The sequence below is a fragment of the Mesorhizobium sp. 2RAF21 genome (assembly GCF_052115345.1).
GTDB classification, from domain to species: domain Bacteria; phylum Pseudomonadota; class Alphaproteobacteria; order Rhizobiales; family Rhizobiaceae; genus Mesorhizobium; species Mesorhizobium terrae.
Window position 1 is genome coordinate 106,903 of sequence record NZ_JBFRGM010000005.1, and the last position, 17,413, is coordinate 124,315.

The following is a 17,413-nucleotide window of genomic DNA, read 5'->3' on the forward strand; positions in this document are numbered from 1 at the left end:
TTTTTCATGACCGAGCCGAAATTCCTCTCCGTTTCCGTCGACGGCGTCGAGCCCGAACATGGTGCGCCGGCGCCCGACCGGCTGGTCTCGGGCGATCCGAAATTCCGCACCTGGAATGCCGAGGAGCGCGATGGCGGCCTTTACGCCGGCATCTGGGAATCGACCCCCGGCAAATGGCGCATCGTGTATGACGAGTGGGAGTTCTGCCACATCCTCGCCGGCGTCTCGGTGATCGCGGAAGAGGGCGGCGAGGCGCGCACCGTGCGTGCCGGCGACAGTTTCGTTCTGAGACCCGGCTTCAAGGGAAGCTGGGAAGTGCTTGAAACGACTCGCAAGGAATACGTGATCAAGCTCTGATCGCCGCTGCCTATCCGGGCACTCGCCCGGATAGCCTGAAGAAGGTGTGCGGCCTCACCAGCCCGCCCGGATTGGCTACATGGGCGTCAAGAACGGCCATGTCGTCATGGAGATCGCCACCTTGAGGCGAAGGTGTCCCACCGTCCGTGCCGATGTCTTGCCTGCTCATCGATTTCGCCCGCCTGTTCATGGCTTATGCCAAGATCGTCGAGTTGGTGGTCGTCGAGCATTGAGAGCGGTCTTTCTTGTTGCGGGTCGCGCCGATCCGCTTCCGTGCCGGGCGCGTCATAGTTCCGCCGCAGCACGATGATGGCCGCTCCGACGATCATGACTGCTCCGCACCACTGCGGCGGGCTCAGCCGTTCGCCGAGCAAGACAAACGCTCCGATGATCCCGAACACCGGAATGAGGTTGAAGAAGCTGCCGGCGATGCTTGCCGGCATTGAACGCAACGCCCGCAGATAGAGCCAATAGGCGGCGGCGTAATAAAGCAGCCCGGAGACGATGATCGTAGCAATGTCCGATATTGGGATTGTCGCAACGGGTGGCATTTGCGCCGATCGCAGTTCGATCGGCCAGATCGCCAGCATCCAGCCGAAAGCTACCGTCTGTTGCAAGGCGACGGTAAACAACGGATCGGCGTCGATGTTGCGCGCCAGCACCGTGTAGATCGCGCAGCACCATACACCGGCAAGGATGAGGACGACGCCGATATCGGTCGAAAGCGTCGAGCCGCTGGCGACCAGCCCGCTGACCAGGAGCACGCCGATGGTGGCGGCCGCGACCAGCATGGCGAGCTGGCGGTCGACCGGCTCCTTCAGAAAGGTCCAGGCGAGACCGAGGATCAGGATCGGCTCGAACGCCCACAGCAGCGTCGTCACGCTGGCGCTCGTGCTTGTCAGGCCGAACATGCTGAACGTATAGGCCCAGCCGGGATTGAGCAGTCCGAGCAATGCGATCGGCAACAGCAACCGTTGCGGCGGAACCGGCGCGCCGGTCGCGCCGACCGCCAGCCACAGGGCGACGACGCTCGGGGCAAGCTGGAACACAAGAACGGTGACGGGTGGAAACGAGGAAAGCAGGGTTTTGCTGAGGATCGTCCCGAGCGCCCAGCACAGGCACGCTCCGACGATCGCCACGCGTGGCGACAGTGATGGCATGGTAGCCCTCATGAGAAGGTTGAAACGACGGCGATGCGGGAATGCCGACGACTATGCGTCGTCGTCGCACCGATCGTAGGAAGGCCTTCTCTGAGGACGACTGCTCACCGGTTAGCTGACCTTGAACATCCGTTGGTCGCTGATTGCCTTTTGCTTATACCACATCGCGCCGCGGGCGAACATCGAGGTCGCCGTCGCGCGATCCGTGCAGCCTAGGCTGGGAGCAGAGGGGCTGCGATGACGATTGCCGTGCTGGCGCCGGAGCAGGCCACAAGCCACTTGCCGGCACTTGTCGAGATGCCGATCGCTGCACCTATCCCGGCACCCGCCCGGACAGCCTGAAGAAGGTGTGCGAGGTCACCAGCACGTCCGGATTGGCCACATGGGCATCGAGCACGGCCATGTCGTTTTCCAGATCGTCGCTTGCGACAAAACCCTGGTCGACCATCCTGTCGCGCACATTGGTGATGAATTGGTGCAGCATCGGTCGGCGATCGTGACCGGGCGGATAGACATGGTAGACGGCGTCGACATGGATGTCGCGGACGCCAGCTTCGCGGAACAGGCGGTGCGTGCGGCGGCCAACGAACAGGTCGATGCCTTGCGCGGCCGAATAAGCGATGTAGGCGTTGAGCAGCCGATCCCAGGCCGGCAGCGGCGGGTCGCAGAAATGGGCGACGAAATCGGCCTCGAAACTGGCGATCCAGCCGCCGGGCCGCACCAGCGCCACCATTTCGTTCACGATGCGCTGTGGCTCCGGCACGTTGACCAGCACCAGCCGCATATGCGCGCCGTCGAAGGAGCCGCGTTCCAGCCCGGTATCGTAGGCGTCGCCCTCGCGCACTTCCACTTGGGATAATGCATGGTCGGCCACGAAGCGCCGCGCCATCTCGACGAAATGCGGGCTGCGTTCGAGGCCGAGCACCCGTCCGGTCGGGCCGACCCGCTTGCCGAGCAGATGTAGCACGCCGCCCGGACCGCAGCCGAGATCGATGACGCATTCGCCCGGCCTGATGCCGATGCGCTCGAACTGGGCATCGGAATCGGGCGCCAGATTGGCGATCTGCCGTTTCAGCCTGGCTTCCTCGGCCGGGCCGCGGCCGAGCAGATATTTGTCCTGCCGCATGGTGCACGCTCCCCCTCATCGAGACGTACGGCGATGCGAAACTATGCCTGCGAAAAGGCGAGGATAGCACGGAACCGCCACGCTGGCGCAGGGAACTTCGCGCAGCGCTTGTGAACGTGGGGGAGCAGCCCGAGGACTGCGCCGTCAGGCCGGTTTCGGGAAATTCGCGCGGCTCCGTCACCGCGCTGTCATGGCCGCGCGGTAGCCCCAGCCTGTTTTTTCAACAAGCAAGGAGGCTCCAATGCCGACCCGCCGCAACATCCTCCAGGCAGGTGCTGCTACCGCGCTGCTGATGCCCTTCGCGGGCTTCACCGTCTCCCAGGCCGCCGCGCAGAACGGCCCGCTTTTCCGCTTCGGCATCGTTGCCGACCCGCAATACGCGCCGGTGGTGCCGAACCTGAAGCTCAACCGCTATTATTCCAACAGCCTGTGGAAGCTTTCCGAGGCGATAGAGGCCTTCAACAAGGAGGACCTGCAGTTCGTCGCCACGCTTGGCGACATCATCGACCGGCATTGGGAGAGCTACAACCATATCCTGCCGCTCTACGACAAGCTGAGGCACGAGCACTTCTTCCTGCTCGGCAACCATGATTTCGATATCGCCGCCGAATATCTGACCTCCGTCACCCGAACCGTCGGCATGGAGAAGGCCTATTACGACTTCACCGGCGGCGGTTACCGTTTCATCGTGCTGGACGGCAACGACGTCAGCCTGTTCGCACCGCCGAAGGACGACCCGCGCCGCGACATCGCCGCCAAGCGGCTGGAGGAGTTGACCGCCAAGGGCGCCGTCAACGCGCAGACATGGAACGGCTCGCTCGGCGATGCACAGTTCGCCTGGCTGGGCGAAACGATGAAGAAGGCGCAGCTCGCCGGCGAAAAAGTGATCGTCATGGGCCACTACCCGGTGTTCCCGGTGAACGAACACAATATGTGGGATTCGGAGCGGGTCGTGGAGTTGCTGACCGGCTTCGACAATTTCGTCGCCTATTTCAACGGCCACAACCACGCCGGCAACTATGGCGAGGTCAAGGGCAAGCATTTCCTCAACTTCAAGGGCATGGTCGATACCCCGGCCGAAACAGCCTATTCGGTGGTCGAAGTCTATGCAGACAAGATCGAGGTTCGTGGCCTCGGCCGCGAGCAGAGCCGCACGCTCAAGATCTGAGCGGTCTGATCCGCTGGCAAAACCCGATCCGCGCCATGCGGGTCGGGTTTTTCTTTCACCGCTGGACCGAAAGTTTTTCCAGCCCGTGGAAGTGATAGGTGTCGCGGAACTGCGGCTTCTCGGCAAAGCTCAGCGTCGGCAGGCGCTCGAACAGCGTCTTCAGCGAAACCTGCAATTCCAGCCGCGCCAGTGGCGCGCCGATGCAGAAATGGATGCCGGCGCCGAAGGACACGTTCTTCTGGTCGCCGCGCCCCGGAGTGAAGGCGTCGGGCTCCGCGAAGGCCGACGGGTCGCGATTGGCCATGCCAAGCAGCAGGCCGACCTGCTCGCCGGGCTTCACCGTCACACCGGGCACCACCTCGATCTCCTGATAGGCGTAGCGCGTGAACATGTGCAGCGGCGCGTCATAACGCAGGCATTCCTCCACCGTGGCGGCGGTCGCTTCGGGCGAGGTGAAGAAGCGAGACGGGTCGCCGCCCTGGGAAAGGATCGAGCGCACCGCATTGCCGGTCTGGTGCACGGTCGCCTCGTGGCCGGCATTGAGCAGGAGGATCGTCGAGGAGACCAGTTCGTCCTCGCTCAGCTTCTGGCCGTCCTCCTGCGCCGAGATCAGCAGCGACAGAAGATCGTCGCCCGGCTGCTTGCGCCGCTCGGTGACATAGCCGCGCAGGAAGTCGGAAAATTCGCGCGTGGCGCGGTTGGCTCTGTCCTCGGTCTCGCGGGTGCGGCCGTGCATGTACATGGCCACCATATCGTGCGACCAGTCGAGCAACTGCGGCCCCATCTCCACCGGAACGCCGAGCATTTCGGCGATGATGGTGATCGGCAGCGGCGCGGCATAGGCAGGCAGAAGGTCGACCGGCTTGCCCGGCTCGAAACGGTCGATCAGTTCGTTGGCGAGTACCTCGACGCGTGGCCGCAGCCGCTCCACCTGGCGCGAGACGAAGGCGCGGTTGACCAGCGTGCGCAGCCTGGTGTGTACCGGCGGTTCCAGCTCCAGCATCGAGTTCGCCTCGATGGCGTCGAAGTCTGTGAGGTGGCTGCGGTCCTGGTCGAGGCCGCGACTGTCGGGAATGCCGGCCGGGTTCTGCCGGCCGAAGCGGCGGTCGCGCAGCAGGCCGTTCACCGTGTCGTAGCCGCCCAGGCACCAGAAGCCGAATTCCTTCCAGAAAAAGGCCGGGCTCTCGGCATGCAGCCAGGCATAGGCCGCATAGGGGTTCTGCACGAAGGCCGGCTCATGCGGGTCGAGGCTCAGATGCCGGGTGGCGGGGTCGAAGGAGAGATAGGCTGGCTTGCTCGGCATATGTCGGGTCTCAGGCTGCGAAGGAAAGGCTCAGGATGGCGGCGGCACCCGCCTCGATGCGTCGCCAGTTCACGAAGGCCGCACTTTCGCAGAGTGCCGCGAGCAAATCCGGCCGTCGGCGTTTCAGCGCCTCGGCCTCGCTCAAATGAATGACGACGATGCCGCCTTCTTCCACATGGATGGCGGAAAGGCCAGCGCCGGGTTCGTCCAGATGCGACATGCAATCGATCCAGGCATCCCAATTGCGGCCGTAAAAAGCCGGAAAGCCAAAGGTTTGCGCGAAACGATCATGCAGATCGGCGGTGTCATTGATCTGCGAACAGTCGACGCGGACGAGGCGATGTTGCAAGACATGCTCCTGAGTGGCGAAATGATCAGACTTTCCCGCACAAGGGGGCACGTGCCAACATGAATGTCATCGTCGTCGGCGCCGGTATTGCCGGTCTCTCCACGGCCTGGTCGCTGATCAAGGCGGGCTACGGCGTAACCATTCTGGAGCAGGGGCCGATCCCCAATCCGCTCGCCGCCTCCGGCGATCATCACCGCATCATCCGCCGCGCCTATCGTGCCGGCACCGGCTATGGCCAGCTGATCAGCGAGGCCTATGCGGTGTGGGAGGAGTTGTGGAGCGATCTTGGCGAGAACCATCTCGACCAGCGCGGTTTCCTGTGTGTGTCGCGCGAGCCGGGCGACGAGGCCGAGGAATACCGGGAAGGCATGGAGGCGGGCGGCTGGCCGATCGAGCTCATGGACCCGGCGGCCGCGGTCAAGCGCTGGCCGTTCCTTGAGGCCGGCACCTTCCGCTACGCCTATTTCTCGCCGGACGGCGGCGCACTGCATTGCCGCAGGATCGCGGCGGGGCTGGCCCGGTGGCTGCGCTCCCATGGCGCCGACGTGCGCGAGAACTGCAAGGTGACGGCGGTCGATGCCGAGGCCGGCCGGGTCACGCTTGCCAGTGGCGAAACCCTGCATGCCGGCCGGGTGGTGGTCACCGCCGGCGCCTGGGTGCTGAAACTGTTTCCCGAGCTCGGCACCGAACTCAAGACCTATCGCACCGCGCTCGCTTATGTCGATCCGCCGGCGGACCTGAAGGCCGCCTGGGAGGCCGCTCCGGTCATCCTCGATATCGGCGGCAAGACCGACGGCTACATGATCCCGCCGACACGCGGCACCGGCATGAAGTTCGGCTCCGGCCTGCACAAGGTGCCGACGAGCGACGCCGACTGGAACCGCGTGCCGGTGCCGGGAGAGGGCGAGCAGATCCGCGACCTGTTTTCGCCGCCCATCGCCCGCATCGACGAGTATCGCGTCACCGAGGTGGTGACCTGCGCCTACACCTTCACCGCCGATGAAAAGTTCCTGGCCCGCGAAAAGGGCCATTGCCTGATCGTCTCGCCCTGTTCCGGCCACGGCTACAAATTCGGCGCCGCCGTCGGGCGGCGGGTGGCGCGGTCGGTTGACGACGGCGACATTGCCGGGCTCAAGCGCTGGCTGCGCGCCGAATTGGCGTAACGTGCACGCCGGGGGCGTGTCGATCGCCGCGTAGGCGGCGCCTGCGCGGCACCGCCAACCCAAATCCTGAAATCGAATCTGTGAACGCTGGTCCTCTGGGGGCGGCGCGCAGCCGCATGCGCCGGCCGTGCGGTCGCTGCGCCAGCCATGGCGCAACCCGTTGGCGGCCGGCCTGACCACGCGCCGCCCCGCGGACGAATTTTGTCCCGTTGACATTGCTATTCATTGACACTAAGTACCAGTAGTCAGTAACGCTTAGTAGGTAGGAAAGAGGCGCATGGGCAAGCAGATGACGGAAATGCTCAAGGGCACGCTGGAGGGTATCGTTCTCGCGATCCTGTCGATGCAGGCCGCGTATGGCTACGAGATCACGGCGCGGCTGCGCGAGCAGGGTTTCACCGACATCGCCGAAGGCACCGTCTACGCGCTGCTCGTCAGGATCGAGCAGCGCGGCCTCGTCGATGTGGAAAAGGTCCCCTCGGAGAAGGGCCCGCCACGCAAGGTCTACACCCTCAACGCGCAGGGGCGGGACTATCTCGACGAATTCTGGAGGACCTGGGGCTTCCTCACCGAACGGCTCGAACAGCTCAACACGGAAAGGAAATAGACATGGCCAAAGGATGGCTCGAACTGATCGCGGGGTCGCTCGAAGAAAAGAAGCGATACCGCCAATACAAGGCGCGCACGCAACAGCTTCCCGCCAATTACCGCGAGGCGGTCGAGGCGATCGACCGGTACCTGATGTATTTCGGCGGGATTACGAAAGGGGATGTGCTGGTGAAGATGACGGAGGATCTCATCGATCTCTTCGAGCAAAGTGCCGCGATCGGAACCCCGATCCGCGCGATCGTCGGCGAAGACCCGGTGGAATTCGTCGAGACGTTTCTCGAGAATTACGCGGATGGCCGCTGGATCAACAAGGAGCGGAAGCGGCTGATCGACACCATCGATCGCGTTGCTGGAAAACCGGAAGGGGCTGTTCAATGATGGCTCATCAGGCACAGGCGATCCGCGTGCGGGGCCTGGAGAAGTCGTACGAGGCACTGCATGTGCTGCGCGGCGTCGACTTCGACGTGGCGCGGGGCAGCATCTTTGCCCTGCTCGGCTCGAACGGGGCAGGCAAGACCACGGTGGTCAAGATACTGTCCACGCTTATCAAGGCCGACGCCGGCGCGGGCAGCGTCAACGGCTTCGATGTCGCCACGCAGGCGCAGAGCGTGCGGGAGACCGTCAGTCTCACCGGCCAGTTCGCGGCCGTCGATGAAATCCTCAGCGGGCGCGAGAACCTCATCCTGGTCGCCCGGCTGCGGCACCTCGACGATCCGGACAAGGTCGCCGACGACCTGCTCCAGCGTTTTTCGCTGACCGAGGCGGCGGCGCGCAAAGTGTCGACCTATTCCGGCGGCATGCGCCGGCGCCTCGACATCGCCATGAGCCTCATCGGCAACCCGCCGGTGATCTTCCTCGACGAGCCGACGACCGGGCTCGATCCGCAGGCGCGCCTCGAAGTGTGGCAGGCGGTCAGGGAACTCGCATCGCAGGGCACAACGGTGCTTTTGACGACGCAGTATCTGGATGAGGCCGAACAGCTCGCCGACCGCATCGCCATCCTGCACAAGGGCCGGATCATCGTGAACGGCACGCTGGCCGAGCTCAAGCAGCTGCTGCCGGCCACCACGATCGAATATGTCGAGAAACAGCCGACGCTGGAGGAGGTCTTCCTTGCCGTTATCGGCAACGACGATGCCGCCGGCAATGACAACGCGGCGGCCAACAGCCGCAGGGATAACTGAGGAACGACGATGACCACGCACTTTTTCGGCGATACTGCCGTCCTCTTGGGACGCTCGCTACGCCACATCGCCCGCAGCCCCGACACCATCATCACGACCACGATCATGCCGGTCGCCTTCATGCTGTTGTTCGTCTACGTCTTCGGCGGCGCCATCAATACCGGGGCGGCTTCCTATGTGAACTACCAGTTGCCCGGCATCCTGCTCATCACTATCGCCTCGGGCATCGCCTACACCGCGTTTCGGCTCTTCGTGGACATGAAAAGCGGCATCTTCGAGCGGTTCCAGTCGATGCCGATCGCCCGTTCGTCGGTGCTGTGGGCGCATGTGCTGACCTCGCTGGTCGCCAATCTGATCTCGCTTGGCGTCGTCCTACTGGTCGCTCTCATCATGGGTTTCCGCTCGGGAGCGGGCGTAGCGGCATGGCTTGGCGTCGCCGGCATCCTGATCCTGTTCACCCTGGCGCTGACCTGGGTCGCGGTGATCGCCGGTCTCTCGGCAAAATCCATCGACGGCGCCACCGGGTTTTCCTACCCACTCATCTTCCTGCCGATGCTGAGTTCGGCCTTCGTGCCGACACACACGATGCCCGGCCCGGTGCGCGCCTTCGCCGAGAACCAGCCGGTGACGGCTATCGTCAACGCCATTCGCGGCCTGTTCGCCGGGCAACCGGTCGGCGCCGACATCTGGGTTGCACTAGCCTGGTGTATCGGCATCCTCGTCGTCGCCTACGCTTTCGCCATGGCCACCTATCGCCGCAAGATCGCGTAGTCGCGGGTAGTATTGGGGCGGCGCGGACATTGAATGATGCTCCCGCCTGCGAAGATCTTCCTGCAAGACCTGCGACCGCCAGGACGAAAGCCGCCAACGGAAAAAAGCCGGGTCAGCGACCCGGCTCTTCCATCTCTATGACAAAACCGCTCAGTACTGGCAGTGGTTGCGAATGTGCACCCGGCGCCAGCCGGCCTCGCCTTCGGAGACCATCACCCTGCGCGCGACGCGCTGGTAGGTCGGCGGCACTTCCAGCACGCGCTGGGTTTCCTCCTGCACCACCACCTGTTCGGTCTGGTAGCCATATTCGGCGGGGATGACGACGCGGCGGCGGGCCTCCGGCTGGACGACGACCCTTTCGGCCACTTGCTCGTAGCGCGGCTTGTATTGGACCTTGCACAGCACCCGGCGGCCGTTGATGACGCGCCATTCCCAGCCATAACCGCCGTCGGAGACCTGGACGGTGCGGTAGCGGGTCTCAACCACGGCCGGCACCACTTCGTAGGTGACGCGCGCGGGGCGGATCATCACTTCGCGCTGGCGGGTTCCATAGATGGCGGGCGTCCGCACCACGCGGCTGTAGCCGGGGCTGACCTGGACCTCGCCGTAGACAGTGTCGTAGACCGGCTGCGTCCTGTACGGCTCGTAGCACTCGATCGCGCGGCCGCCGGCCACGGTTTCGGAGGCGGTACCGAGCACGATCAGTGCGGACACGGCCAGCGAAAGCTGCTTCTTCAACATATGCCACCCCTTTTTACGCGTACTGACGCCGCTCGCTGCAACTTTAGCGAAAGGCGAAGGCCGGAAAAGCGAATTCTTTAAAATTCGTTAACGCCGGCGCCGCCCGCGAAAATGCGCTGGCCGGATGGCTAGGCCGACCGGTCTTGCGCTAAGGTGAGGCGGCATCCTATTTACGGACACGACAGTCAGCATCGATTCCGCGCGTCCGCCGCGGAAATCCCATCCAGGCAAGGGACCATTTATGAAGAGCCCACTCGAAACCTACATGAACCTCGTTCCGATGGTGGTCGAGCAGACCAATCGCGGCGAGCGGGCCTACGACATCTTCTCGCGGCTCCTGAAGGAGCGCATCATCTTCATCACCGGCCCGGTCGAAGACGGCATGGCGACGCTGGTGTGCGCGCAGCTTCTGTTCCTCGAAGCCGAGAACCCGAAGAAAGAGATCAACCTCTACATCAACTCGCCGGGCGGCGTGGTGACTTCCGGCATGGCCATCTACGACACCATGCAGTTCATCAAGCCGGCGGTATCGACGCTGTGCATCGGCCAGGCGGCCTCGATGGGCTCGCTGCTTCTGTGCGCCGGCCACAAGGACATGCGTTTCGCCACGCCGAACGCCCGGATCATGGTTCACCAGCCTTCCGGCGGCTTCCAGGGCCAGGCCTCCGATATCGAGCGCCACGCCCAGGACATCATCAAGCTGAAGCGCCGCCTCAACGAGGTCTACGTCAAGCACACCGGCAAGGACTACGAGACGATCGAGAAGACGCTCGACCGCGATCATTTCATGACCGCCGACGAAGCCCGGGATTTCGGCCTCATCGACAAGGTCATCGAAAGCCGCGATCCGGTCGAGGCTTCCGCAGCCTGAAACCGAAGACGTTAAAATGGCAGTTGCTGGCCGCAGACCACGCTTTTGGTGTGGTTTGCGGCATTTCGGCCACAATTGGCTGTTTCCTCGACTGCGGCGATTGCCTACGTTAAGGCTATGTTGATTTTCGGCGGCTTAGCTTTCAGCGGGGTTGCAGGAATCATTGCCACGTTTTCTGATTTGTGTTTCGTACGGAATGCGTTGCAGGAGCCAGACCACTGGCCGGCGCGGAATCCCGCGATAGATAATTAGGTGTGCCATACGCCAAAGCATCGGCGGGTGCCCATGAAAGGACTGGGACGATGAGTAAGGTCAGCAACAGCGGCGGTGATTCCAAGAACACCCTCTATTGCTCCTTCTGCGGCAAGAGCCAGCACGAAGTGCGCAAGCTGATCGCCGGCCCGACGGTGTTCATCTGCGACGAATGCGTCGAACTGTGCATGGACATCATCCGCGAGGAGAACAAGACCTCGATGGTGAAGTCGCGCGAAGGCGTGCCGACACCGCAGGAAATCCTCAAGGTTCTGGACGACTACGTCATCGGCCAGCCCTACGCCAAGCGCGTGCTGTCGGTGGCGGTCCACAATCACTACAAGCGCCTGGCGCATGCCGGCAAGAACAACGACGTCGAACTGGCGAAGTCGAACATCCTTTTGATCGGCCCGACCGGCTGCGGCAAGACGCTGCTCGCCCAAACGCTGGCCCGCATCATCGACGTGCCCTTCACCATGGCCGACGCCACGACGCTCACCGAAGCCGGTTATGTCGGCGAGGACGTCGAAAACATCATCCTGAAGCTGCTGCAGTCGGCCGACTACAATGTCGAGCGCGCCCAGCGCGGCATCGTCTACATCGACGAAATCGACAAGATTTCGCGCAAGTCGGACAACCCCTCGATCACCCGCGACGTGTCGGGCGAGGGCGTGCAGCAGGCGCTTCTGAAGATCATGGAAGGCACCGTTGCTTCCGTGCCGCCGCAGGGCGGCCGCAAGCACCCGCAGCAGGAGTTCCTGCAGGTCGACACCGCCAATATCCTGTTCATCTGCGGCGGCGCCTTCGCCGGCCTGGACAAGATCATCTCCGACCGCGGCCGCAAGACTTCGATCGGCTTCGGCGCGACGGTTGCCTCGCCGGAAGATCGCCGCACCGGTGATCTGTTCCGCCAGGTCGAGCCCGAGGATCTGCTGAAATTCGGCCTGATCCCGGAATTCGTCGGCCGTCTGCCGGTTCTGGCGACGCTTGAGGACCTCGATGAACCTGCTCTGATACAGATCCTGACCGAGCCGAAGAACGCGCTGGTCAAGCAGTATCAGCGGCTGTTCGAGATGGAGAATGTGGACCTGACCTTCCACGAGAACGCACTGTCGGCTATCGCCAAGCGCGCCATCGAGCGCAAGACCGGCGCGCGCGGCCTGCGCTCCATCATGGAAGCGATCCTGCTCGACACCATGTTCGAGCTGCCGGCGCTGGAAGGCGTTCGCGAAGTCGTGATTTCGGAAGAGGTCGTCTCGGGCAACGCCCGGCCGCTCTACATCTATTCCGAACAGAAGGAAAAGAAGGGCAACGTCAGCGCCTGACGTGCCTTCCTCCAGGGTTGGAACGGCGCCGAAAGGCGCCGTTTTCGTTTCCTGGATGCGGGCTTGGCGAAAGGCCATGCCTAGCACTAAAGGCAGGTGCCGGCGGACCTTGATCTTTGCCGGCGCCGCATCCACTTAATCACCGAAGGCCAAGGGCCGAATTCTGTGCTGCAAAACTCCCGTCACAATCGGTGGTAGGCGGAATGACCCGCGGTCGTTAATATGAGATTCGCGATTGGCTAAGGGCGGTCGCGAAGGAAAGGTTGGACAATGGCCAAAATATCCAAGGCTCCCGGCGACGGCGCCTTTGCGGTTCTTCCACTGCGCGACATTGTGGTGTTCCCACATATGATCGTTCCGCTCTTCGTCGGGCGTGAAAAATCGATCAAGGCGCTGGAAGAGGTGATGGGCCAGGAAAAGCAGATCCTGCTTGCCACCCAGATGAATGCCGCCGACGACGATCCCGAAGCCGATGCGATCTACGACATCGGTACGCTCGCCAACGTCTTGCAGCTCCTGAAACTCCCCGACGGCACCGTGAAGGTGCTGGTGGAGGGCGTGGCGCGTGCCAAGATCGTCTCGTTCACCGACCGCACCGACTACCACGAGGCCAAGGCCAGCGTTCTGGCCGAGCCCGAGGAGGAAGAGGTCGAGGTCGAGGCACTGGCGCGTTCCGTGGTTTCGGACTTCGAGAACTACGTCAAGCTGAACAAGAAGATCTCGCCCGAGGTGGTCGGCGCGGCCAGCCAGATCGACGACTATTCCAAGCTCGCCGACACGGTTGCCTCGCATCTCGCCATCAAGATCCCCGAGAAGCAGGAAATGCTCGCCACGCTGTCCGTCAAGGAACGGCTGGAGAAGGCGATGGGCTTCATGGAAGCCGAAATCTCCGTCCTGCAGGTGGAGAAGCGCATCCGCTCGCGTGTAAAACGCCAGATGGAGAAGACGCAGCGCGAGTACTACCTCAACGAGCAGATGAAGGCGATCCAGAAGGAGCTCGGCGAAGGCGAGGACGGCCGCGACGAGGCCGCCGAGATCGAGGCGCGCATCAAGAAGACGAAGCTGACCAAGGAGGCCCGCGAGAAGGCGGAAGCCGAGTTGAAGAAGCTCAGGACCATGTCGCCGATGTCGGCAGAGTCCACCGTCGTGCGCAATTATCTGGACTGGCTGCTGTCGATCCCGTGGGGCAAGAACTCCAAGGTGAAGCAGGATTTGAGCTTCGCCCAGGAAGTGCTCGACACCGACCATTTCGGCCTCGACAAGGTCAAGGACCGCATCGTCGAGTATCTGGCCGTGCAGAGCCGCCAGAAGAAGCTGAAGGGGCCGATCCTGTGCCTCGTCGGCCCTCCCGGCGTCGGCAAGACCTCGCTCGGCAAGTCGATCGCCAAGGCGACCGGTCGCGAGTTCATCCGCATGGCGCTCGGCGGCGTGCGTGACGAAGCCGAGATCCGCGGTCACCGCCGCACCTATATCGGCTCGATGCCCGGCAAGGTCATCCAGTCGATGAAGAAGGCGAAGAAGTCCAACCCGCTCTTCCTGCTCGACGAGATCGACAAGATGGGCCAGGACTTCCGTGGCGATCCGTCGTCGGCGCTGCTCGAGGTGCTCGATCCGGAACAGAACGCAACGTTCATGGACCACTATCTGGAGGTCGAATACGACCTTTCGAGCGTGATGTTCGTGACGACGGCGAACACGTTGAACATCCCTGCGCCCTTGATGGACCGCATGGAGATCATCCGCATCGCCGGCTACACCGAGGACGAGAAGGTCGAGATCGCCAAGCGGCACCTGATGCCGAAGGTGGTGCGCGACCACGCCCTGCAGCCGAAGGAGTTCTCGGTTTCCGAGGACGCCATCCGTGCCGTGATCCAGACCTACACCCGTGAAGCGGGCGTGCGCAGCCTTGAGCGCGAGCTGATGAAGCTTGGCCGCAAGGCGGTGACCGAGATCCTGAAGACCAAGAAGAAGTCGGTGAAGATCACCGCCGCCAACTTGGCTGATTATCTCGGCGTCGAGCGCTACCGCTTCGGCCGTGCCGAATCCGACGATCAGGTCGGTGTCGTCACCGGCCTGGCCTGGACCGAGGTCGGCGGCGAGCTGTTGACGGTGGAAGGCGTCATGATGCCCGGCAAGGGCCGCATGACGGTGACCGGCAACCTGCGCGACGTGATGAAGGAATCGATCTCTGCGGCGGCATCCTATGTCCGCTCGCGGGCGCTCGATTTCGGCGTCGAGCCGCCGCTGTTCGACAAGCGCGACATCCACGTGCATCTGCCCGAGGGTGCCACGCCGAAGGACGGTCCGTCGGCCGGTGCTGCCATGGCCACCGCCATTGTGTCGATCCTGACCGGTATCCCGGTCCGGGCCGATGTGGCGATGACCGGCGAGATCACGCTGCGTGGACGCATTTTGCCGATTGGCGGCCTCAAGGAGAAGCTGCTGGCGGCACTGCGCGGCGGCATCAAGAAGGTGCTGATCCCGGAAGAGAACGCCAAGGATCTGGCGGAGATTCCGGACAATGTGAAGAACGGAATGGAGATCATTCCGGTCAGCAGAGTGGGTGAAGTGCTGCGGCACGCGCTGGTCAGGATGCCGGAACCGATCGAATGGGTCGAGCCCGTCAACACGCCGGCGAGCACCGATGCCGACGATGCCGGAAAGTCGCTGGCTCATTAACAGCGGCCAAGAGTGCGACGCACAAACGGAAAGCCGGGCCTTTGAGCCCGGCTTTCTTGTGAAAAAGCCCGGTTTTCCGGGCTTTTTTCGTCTTTTTGTCGGTCTTGCGGCTTGGTTGTGGGAACGCTTCTTTCTAAAGTCCAATCCCTGCCGGATGAGTCGCAAGTTCCGGTTTTCTCATGGAAGGGAATTTTTATGAACAAGAACGAACTGGTGTCCGCTGTCGCCGATGCCGCGAAGATCTCTAAGGGTGACGCGCAGTCGGCGGTGGATGCGGTGTTCTCCGTAATCACCGGCGAGTTGAAGAATGGTGGCGATGTCCGTCTGGTCGGCTTCGGCAATTTCTCGGTCTCGAAGCGCGCTGCCTCGACCGGCCGCAACCCCCAGACCGGTGCTGAAGTGAAGATTCCGGCGCGTACGGTGCCGAAGTTCACGGCTGGCAAGGGCCTGAAGGACGCCGTCAACTAAGACGTCCTATTGTTCAGAACTGCGAAAAGCCGGGCCTTGAGCCCGGCTTTTTTGTTGCCTGGTTGGTGCGCCGGCGCACTGTCGCCAAAAGGCTTGGCAATGGCTTTGGACGCGCCGCGGTCGTGAGCGATGCGAAGGCGGGGAAGGGCGCGCGCAAGCGCCTGCCGGGACTGTATGGGAACTGGATCGATCGCCATCGCTGTCGCGCCCTTGCAACGCGCATCGGAAGATCGATATCGCGCAACTGGCTCGCAGGTCGGCAGCGTGGCTGCAAAACCGCTTACGCGGCCGCGTTGCCTCGTTCCTTGCAAACAATGGCTTGGAGGAGAGAAAATGGCGCGAGTGACGGGGCTCGAACCCGCGACCTCCGGCGTGACAGGCCGGCACTCTAACCGACTGAGCTACACCCGCGCACTGGACGAATTCGGCTGGCCGCGTTCGTCGTTGGCGGCTGGATACGGGGTTCACCGGCAGGTGTCAAGCGGCGCGCCGTGGCTAATTGCAGTTCATGCGAAGGTTTTTTGACAGCATGCCGAAAAGCCGCGGAAGGACGGGTGGGGCGTCTCATCCACGCCGTCATTTGGCCTTGCGCAGCGCACGCTAACTGCTTAAAGGTCCGCCCCGGAGCGGGCGATTAGCTCAGTTGGTAGAGCGCTTCGTTTACACCGAAGATGTCGGCGGTTCGAGCCCGTCATCGCCCACCAGTTCCTTCATCAAGCCGATCCGGTCTAGCCATCGTTGAGTTGCGCGCCAACCATGCTCGGCGCGCTCGCACTTGCCCGTGGCCATGAAAAAGCCGCGCCGGAGGCCGGCACGGCTGGCAGTTGGCTCGGGAGGAGCGGCTCAGGCTTTTTTGCGCCGGTTCTGGCGTTGCTGGTCGATGACGACGGCGGCAACGATGATGATGCCCTTGATGATCTCCTGGTAGTAGGCGCCGACCTTGAGGAAGGTGAAGCCGGAGGTCAGCACGCCCAGGATGATGGTGCCGATCACCGTGCCGGAGATGCGCCCGACGCCGCCCGACAGCGAGGTGCCGCCGATGACCGCCGCCGCGATGGCGTCGAGTTCATAGGCGACGCCCATATTGGGCTGGCCGGAGGCGGCGCGCGCCGCCGTCACCACGCCGGCGAGACCGGAAAGCAGGCCGGCGATGGCATAGACCTTGACCAGGTGGTTGCCGATGTTGATGCCGGACACCCGCGCTGCCTGCTGGTTGGCGCCAATGGCGTAGGTGAACTTGCCGTAGCGCGTGTAGCCGAGCGCGATGTGGAAGATCAGCGCCACCAAAAGGAAGATGATGACCGGCAGCGGCAGCGGGAAGCCGAACACCTCGAAGCTCTTGCCGAACCAGGTGAATTTGTCGCTGAGGAGCGCCACCGGCTGGCCCATCGTGTACCATTTGGCGATGCCACGCGCCGACACCATCATGCCGAGCGTGGCGATGAAGGGCGGTATCTTGGTCTTGGCGATGATGAAGCCGTTGATCCAGCCCGCCAACAGGCCGACGCCGAGGCCGGCCAGGATGGCGAAGATCGGCGAGATGTCGGTGAGGGAAGGGTAGACGGCACGCGGATTGGCGGCCGTCTGCGCCAGGCTGGCGGCCACCATGGCGACCAGGCCGACGACCGATCCCGACGACAGGTCGACGCCACCGGTGATGATGACTTGCGTCACGCCCACCGAGATGATGCCGATGACCGACACCTGCAGGATGATGATCGACAGGCGCTGCTTGTTCATCAGGAAGCTGTCGCCGACCAGGATCCAGCCAAGGATCTCGAACACCAGCGCGATGCCGATCAGGACGGCAAGAATGGAAACCTCGGGCGGCAGGCGCTTCTTCGATCCTATGATGCTCGCAGGCCCTGCAACGTCATTCGTAGTCAT

17 protein-coding genes and 2 tRNA genes are annotated in these 17,413 nt (G+C 63.2%); 12 read left to right on the forward strand and 7 right to left on the reverse strand.

The window, feature by feature from the left end:
• Positions 1–6: 6 nt before the first annotated feature.
• A complete protein-coding gene (locus AB4136_RS09730) occupies positions 7–357 on the forward strand; it encodes a cupin domain-containing protein (protein WP_024923843.1) in 351 nt (116 codons plus the stop codon).
• Positions 358–461: 104 nt separating this feature from the next.
• Here AB4136_RS09730 and AB4136_RS09735 read toward each other — a convergent pair whose 3' ends face one another.
• Together AB4136_RS09735 and AB4136_RS09740 are read right to left on the reverse strand one after the other, a co-directional pair.
• The gene (locus AB4136_RS09735; RefSeq protein ID WP_171020921.1) at positions 462–1,517 is read right to left on the reverse strand and encodes a DMT family transporter; all 1,056 of its coding nucleotides are present in this window, start codon (positions 1,515–1,517) and stop codon (positions 462–464) included.
• A 313-nt stretch (positions 1,518–1,830) separates the two neighbouring features.
• Complete coding sequence (locus AB4136_RS09740; protein ID WP_024923841.1) at positions 1,831–2,643, reverse strand: methyltransferase domain-containing protein; 813 nt, start codon at positions 2,641–2,643, stop codon at positions 1,831–1,833.
• A gap of 292 nt (positions 2,644–2,935) precedes the next feature.
• On the opposite strand from AB4136_RS09740, the gene AB4136_RS09745 reads away from it, so the two are divergent.
• On the forward strand, positions 2,936–3,811 hold the full coding sequence (locus AB4136_RS09745) for a metallophosphoesterase (protein WP_051504864.1): 876 nt from the start codon (positions 2,936–2,938) through the stop codon (positions 3,809–3,811).
• A 55-nt stretch (positions 3,812–3,866) separates the two neighbouring features.
• On the opposite strand, the gene AB4136_RS09750 is transcribed toward AB4136_RS09745, so the two are convergent.
• Positions 3,867–5,114 (reverse strand): cytochrome P450, encoded by a 1,248-nt coding sequence (locus tag AB4136_RS09750; RefSeq protein ID WP_024923839.1) that lies wholly within the window; start codon positions 5,112–5,114, stop codon positions 3,867–3,869.
• Positions 5,115–5,124: 10 nt separating this feature from the next.
• Positions 5,125–5,463: a barstar family protein gene (locus tag AB4136_RS09755; protein ID WP_024923838.1), complete on the reverse strand. Its 339-nt coding sequence runs from the start codon at positions 5,461–5,463 to the stop codon at positions 5,125–5,127.
• Positions 5,464–5,522: 59 nt separating this feature from the next.
• Between AB4136_RS09755 and AB4136_RS09760 the strand changes: the two genes are divergently transcribed.
• The 5 genes from AB4136_RS09760 to AB4136_RS09780 all read left to right on the forward strand — a co-directional run bounded on the left by AB4136_RS09760 (position 5,523) and on the right by AB4136_RS09780 (position 9,190).
• Positions 5,523–6,626, forward strand: a complete 1,104-nt coding sequence (locus AB4136_RS09760) for an NAD(P)/FAD-dependent oxidoreductase (RefSeq protein ID WP_024923837.1) — start codon at positions 5,523–5,525, stop codon at positions 6,624–6,626.
• Between the two features lie 277 nt (positions 6,627–6,903).
• Positions 6,904–7,233, forward strand: a complete 330-nt coding sequence (locus AB4136_RS09765) for a PadR family transcriptional regulator (protein WP_024923836.1) — start codon at positions 6,904–6,906, stop codon at positions 7,231–7,233.
• Between the two features lie 2 nt (positions 7,234–7,235).
• Positions 7,236–7,613, forward strand: coding sequence for a DUF1048 domain-containing protein (locus AB4136_RS09770; protein ID WP_024923835.1), 378 nt, complete (start codon positions 7,236–7,238; stop codon positions 7,611–7,613).
• Complete coding sequence (locus AB4136_RS09775; RefSeq protein ID WP_024923834.1) at positions 7,610–8,419, forward strand: ABC transporter ATP-binding protein; 810 nt, start codon at positions 7,610–7,612, stop codon at positions 8,417–8,419. The genes AB4136_RS09770 and AB4136_RS09775 overlap by 4 nt, the downstream gene beginning before the upstream one ends.
• 9 nt (positions 8,420–8,428) lie before the next feature.
• Positions 8,429–9,190 (forward strand): ABC transporter permease, encoded by a 762-nt coding sequence (locus AB4136_RS09780; RefSeq protein WP_024923833.1) that lies wholly within the window; start codon positions 8,429–8,431, stop codon positions 9,188–9,190.
• 150 nt (positions 9,191–9,340) lie between these two features.
• Here the strand turns inward: AB4136_RS09780 and AB4136_RS09785 are convergent, their stop codons facing one another.
• Positions 9,341–9,931 carry a hypothetical protein gene (locus AB4136_RS09785; RefSeq protein WP_024923832.1) on the reverse strand — a complete coding sequence of 197 codons (591 nt, stop codon included), beginning with the start codon at positions 9,929–9,931 and terminating at the stop codon, positions 9,341–9,343.
• A 241-nt stretch (positions 9,932–10,172) separates the two neighbouring features.
• Here AB4136_RS09785 and clpP point away from each other — a divergent pair, with 241 nt between their 5' ends.
• From clpP to hupB, 4 genes are all read left to right on the forward strand, one after another.
• Entirely contained in the window at positions 10,173–10,802 is a 630-nt protein-coding gene (clpP, locus tag AB4136_RS09790; RefSeq protein ID WP_024923831.1) for an ATP-dependent Clp endopeptidase proteolytic subunit ClpP, read from the forward strand.
• 302 nt (positions 10,803–11,104) lie between these two features.
• The gene (gene clpX / locus AB4136_RS09795; protein ID WP_024923830.1) at positions 11,105–12,379 is read left to right on the forward strand and encodes an ATP-dependent Clp protease ATP-binding subunit ClpX; all 1,275 of its coding nucleotides are present in this window, start codon (positions 11,105–11,107) and stop codon (positions 12,377–12,379) included.
• Between the two features lie 270 nt (positions 12,380–12,649).
• Positions 12,650–15,058 carry an endopeptidase La gene (gene lon, locus AB4136_RS09800; RefSeq protein WP_137900412.1) on the forward strand — a complete coding sequence of 803 codons (2,409 nt, stop codon included), beginning with the start codon at positions 12,650–12,652 and terminating at the stop codon, positions 15,056–15,058.
• Between the two features lie 195 nt (positions 15,059–15,253).
• Positions 15,254–15,526 carry a DNA-binding protein HupB gene (hupB, locus tag AB4136_RS09805; protein ID WP_024923828.1) on the forward strand — a complete coding sequence of 91 codons (273 nt, stop codon included), beginning with the start codon at positions 15,254–15,256 and terminating at the stop codon, positions 15,524–15,526.
• A 334-nt stretch (positions 15,527–15,860) separates the two neighbouring features.
• On the opposite strand, the gene AB4136_RS09810 is transcribed toward hupB, so the two are convergent.
• Positions 15,861–15,937 (reverse strand) — tRNA-Asp (locus AB4136_RS09810).
• Between the two features lie 217 nt (positions 15,938–16,154).
• Here AB4136_RS09810 and AB4136_RS09815 point away from each other — a divergent pair.
• Positions 16,155–16,230: transfer RNA gene (locus tag AB4136_RS09815), tRNA-Val, on the forward strand.
• A 139-nt stretch (positions 16,231–16,369) separates the two neighbouring features.
• Here AB4136_RS09815 and AB4136_RS09820 read toward each other — a convergent pair.
• A complete protein-coding gene (locus AB4136_RS09820) occupies positions 16,370–17,413 on the reverse strand; it encodes an ABC transporter permease (protein WP_024923827.1) in 1,044 nt (347 codons plus the stop codon).

Bases quoted from the DNA above. Each gene is read 5' to 3' on its own strand.
- AB4136_RS09730 (WP_024923843.1), top strand. From the start codon at position 7: ATGACCGAGCCGAAATTCCTCTCCGTTTCCGTCGACGGCGTCGAGCCC.
- AB4136_RS09735 (WP_171020921.1), bottom strand. From the start codon at position 1,517: ATGCCATCACTGTCGCCACGCGTGGCGATCGTCGGAGCGTGCCTGTGC.
- AB4136_RS09740 (WP_024923841.1), bottom strand. From the start codon at position 2,643: ATGCGGCAGGACAAATATCTGCTCGGCCGCGGCCCGGCCGAGGAAGCC.
- AB4136_RS09745 (WP_051504864.1), top strand. From the start codon at position 2,936: ATGCCCTTCGCGGGCTTCACCGTCTCCCAGGCCGCCGCGCAGAACGGC.
- AB4136_RS09750 (WP_024923839.1), bottom strand. From the start codon at position 5,114: ATGCCGAGCAAGCCAGCCTATCTCTCCTTCGACCCCGCCACCCGGCAT.
- AB4136_RS09760 (WP_024923837.1), top strand. From the start codon at position 5,523: ATGAATGTCATCGTCGTCGGCGCCGGTATTGCCGGTCTCTCCACGGCC.
- AB4136_RS09765 (WP_024923836.1), top strand. From the start codon at position 6,904: ATGGGCAAGCAGATGACGGAAATGCTCAAGGGCACGCTGGAGGGTATC.
- AB4136_RS09770 (WP_024923835.1), top strand. From the start codon at position 7,236: ATGGCCAAAGGATGGCTCGAACTGATCGCGGGGTCGCTCGAAGAAAAG.
- AB4136_RS09775 (WP_024923834.1), top strand. From the start codon at position 7,610: ATGATGGCTCATCAGGCACAGGCGATCCGCGTGCGGGGCCTGGAGAAG.
- AB4136_RS09780 (WP_024923833.1), top strand. From the start codon at position 8,429: ATGACCACGCACTTTTTCGGCGATACTGCCGTCCTCTTGGGACGCTCG.
- AB4136_RS09785 (WP_024923832.1), bottom strand. From the start codon at position 9,931: ATGTTGAAGAAGCAGCTTTCGCTGGCCGTGTCCGCACTGATCGTGCTC.
- clpP (WP_024923831.1), top strand. From the start codon at position 10,173: ATGAAGAGCCCACTCGAAACCTACATGAACCTCGTTCCGATGGTGGTC.
- clpX (WP_024923830.1), top strand. From the start codon at position 11,105: ATGAGTAAGGTCAGCAACAGCGGCGGTGATTCCAAGAACACCCTCTAT.
- lon (WP_137900412.1), top strand. From the start codon at position 12,650: ATGGCCAAAATATCCAAGGCTCCCGGCGACGGCGCCTTTGCGGTTCTT.
- hupB (WP_024923828.1), top strand. From the start codon at position 15,254: ATGAACAAGAACGAACTGGTGTCCGCTGTCGCCGATGCCGCGAAGATC.
- AB4136_RS09820 (WP_024923827.1), bottom strand. From the start codon at position 17,413: ATGACTACGAATGACGTTGCAGGGCCTGCGAGCATCATAGGATCGAAG.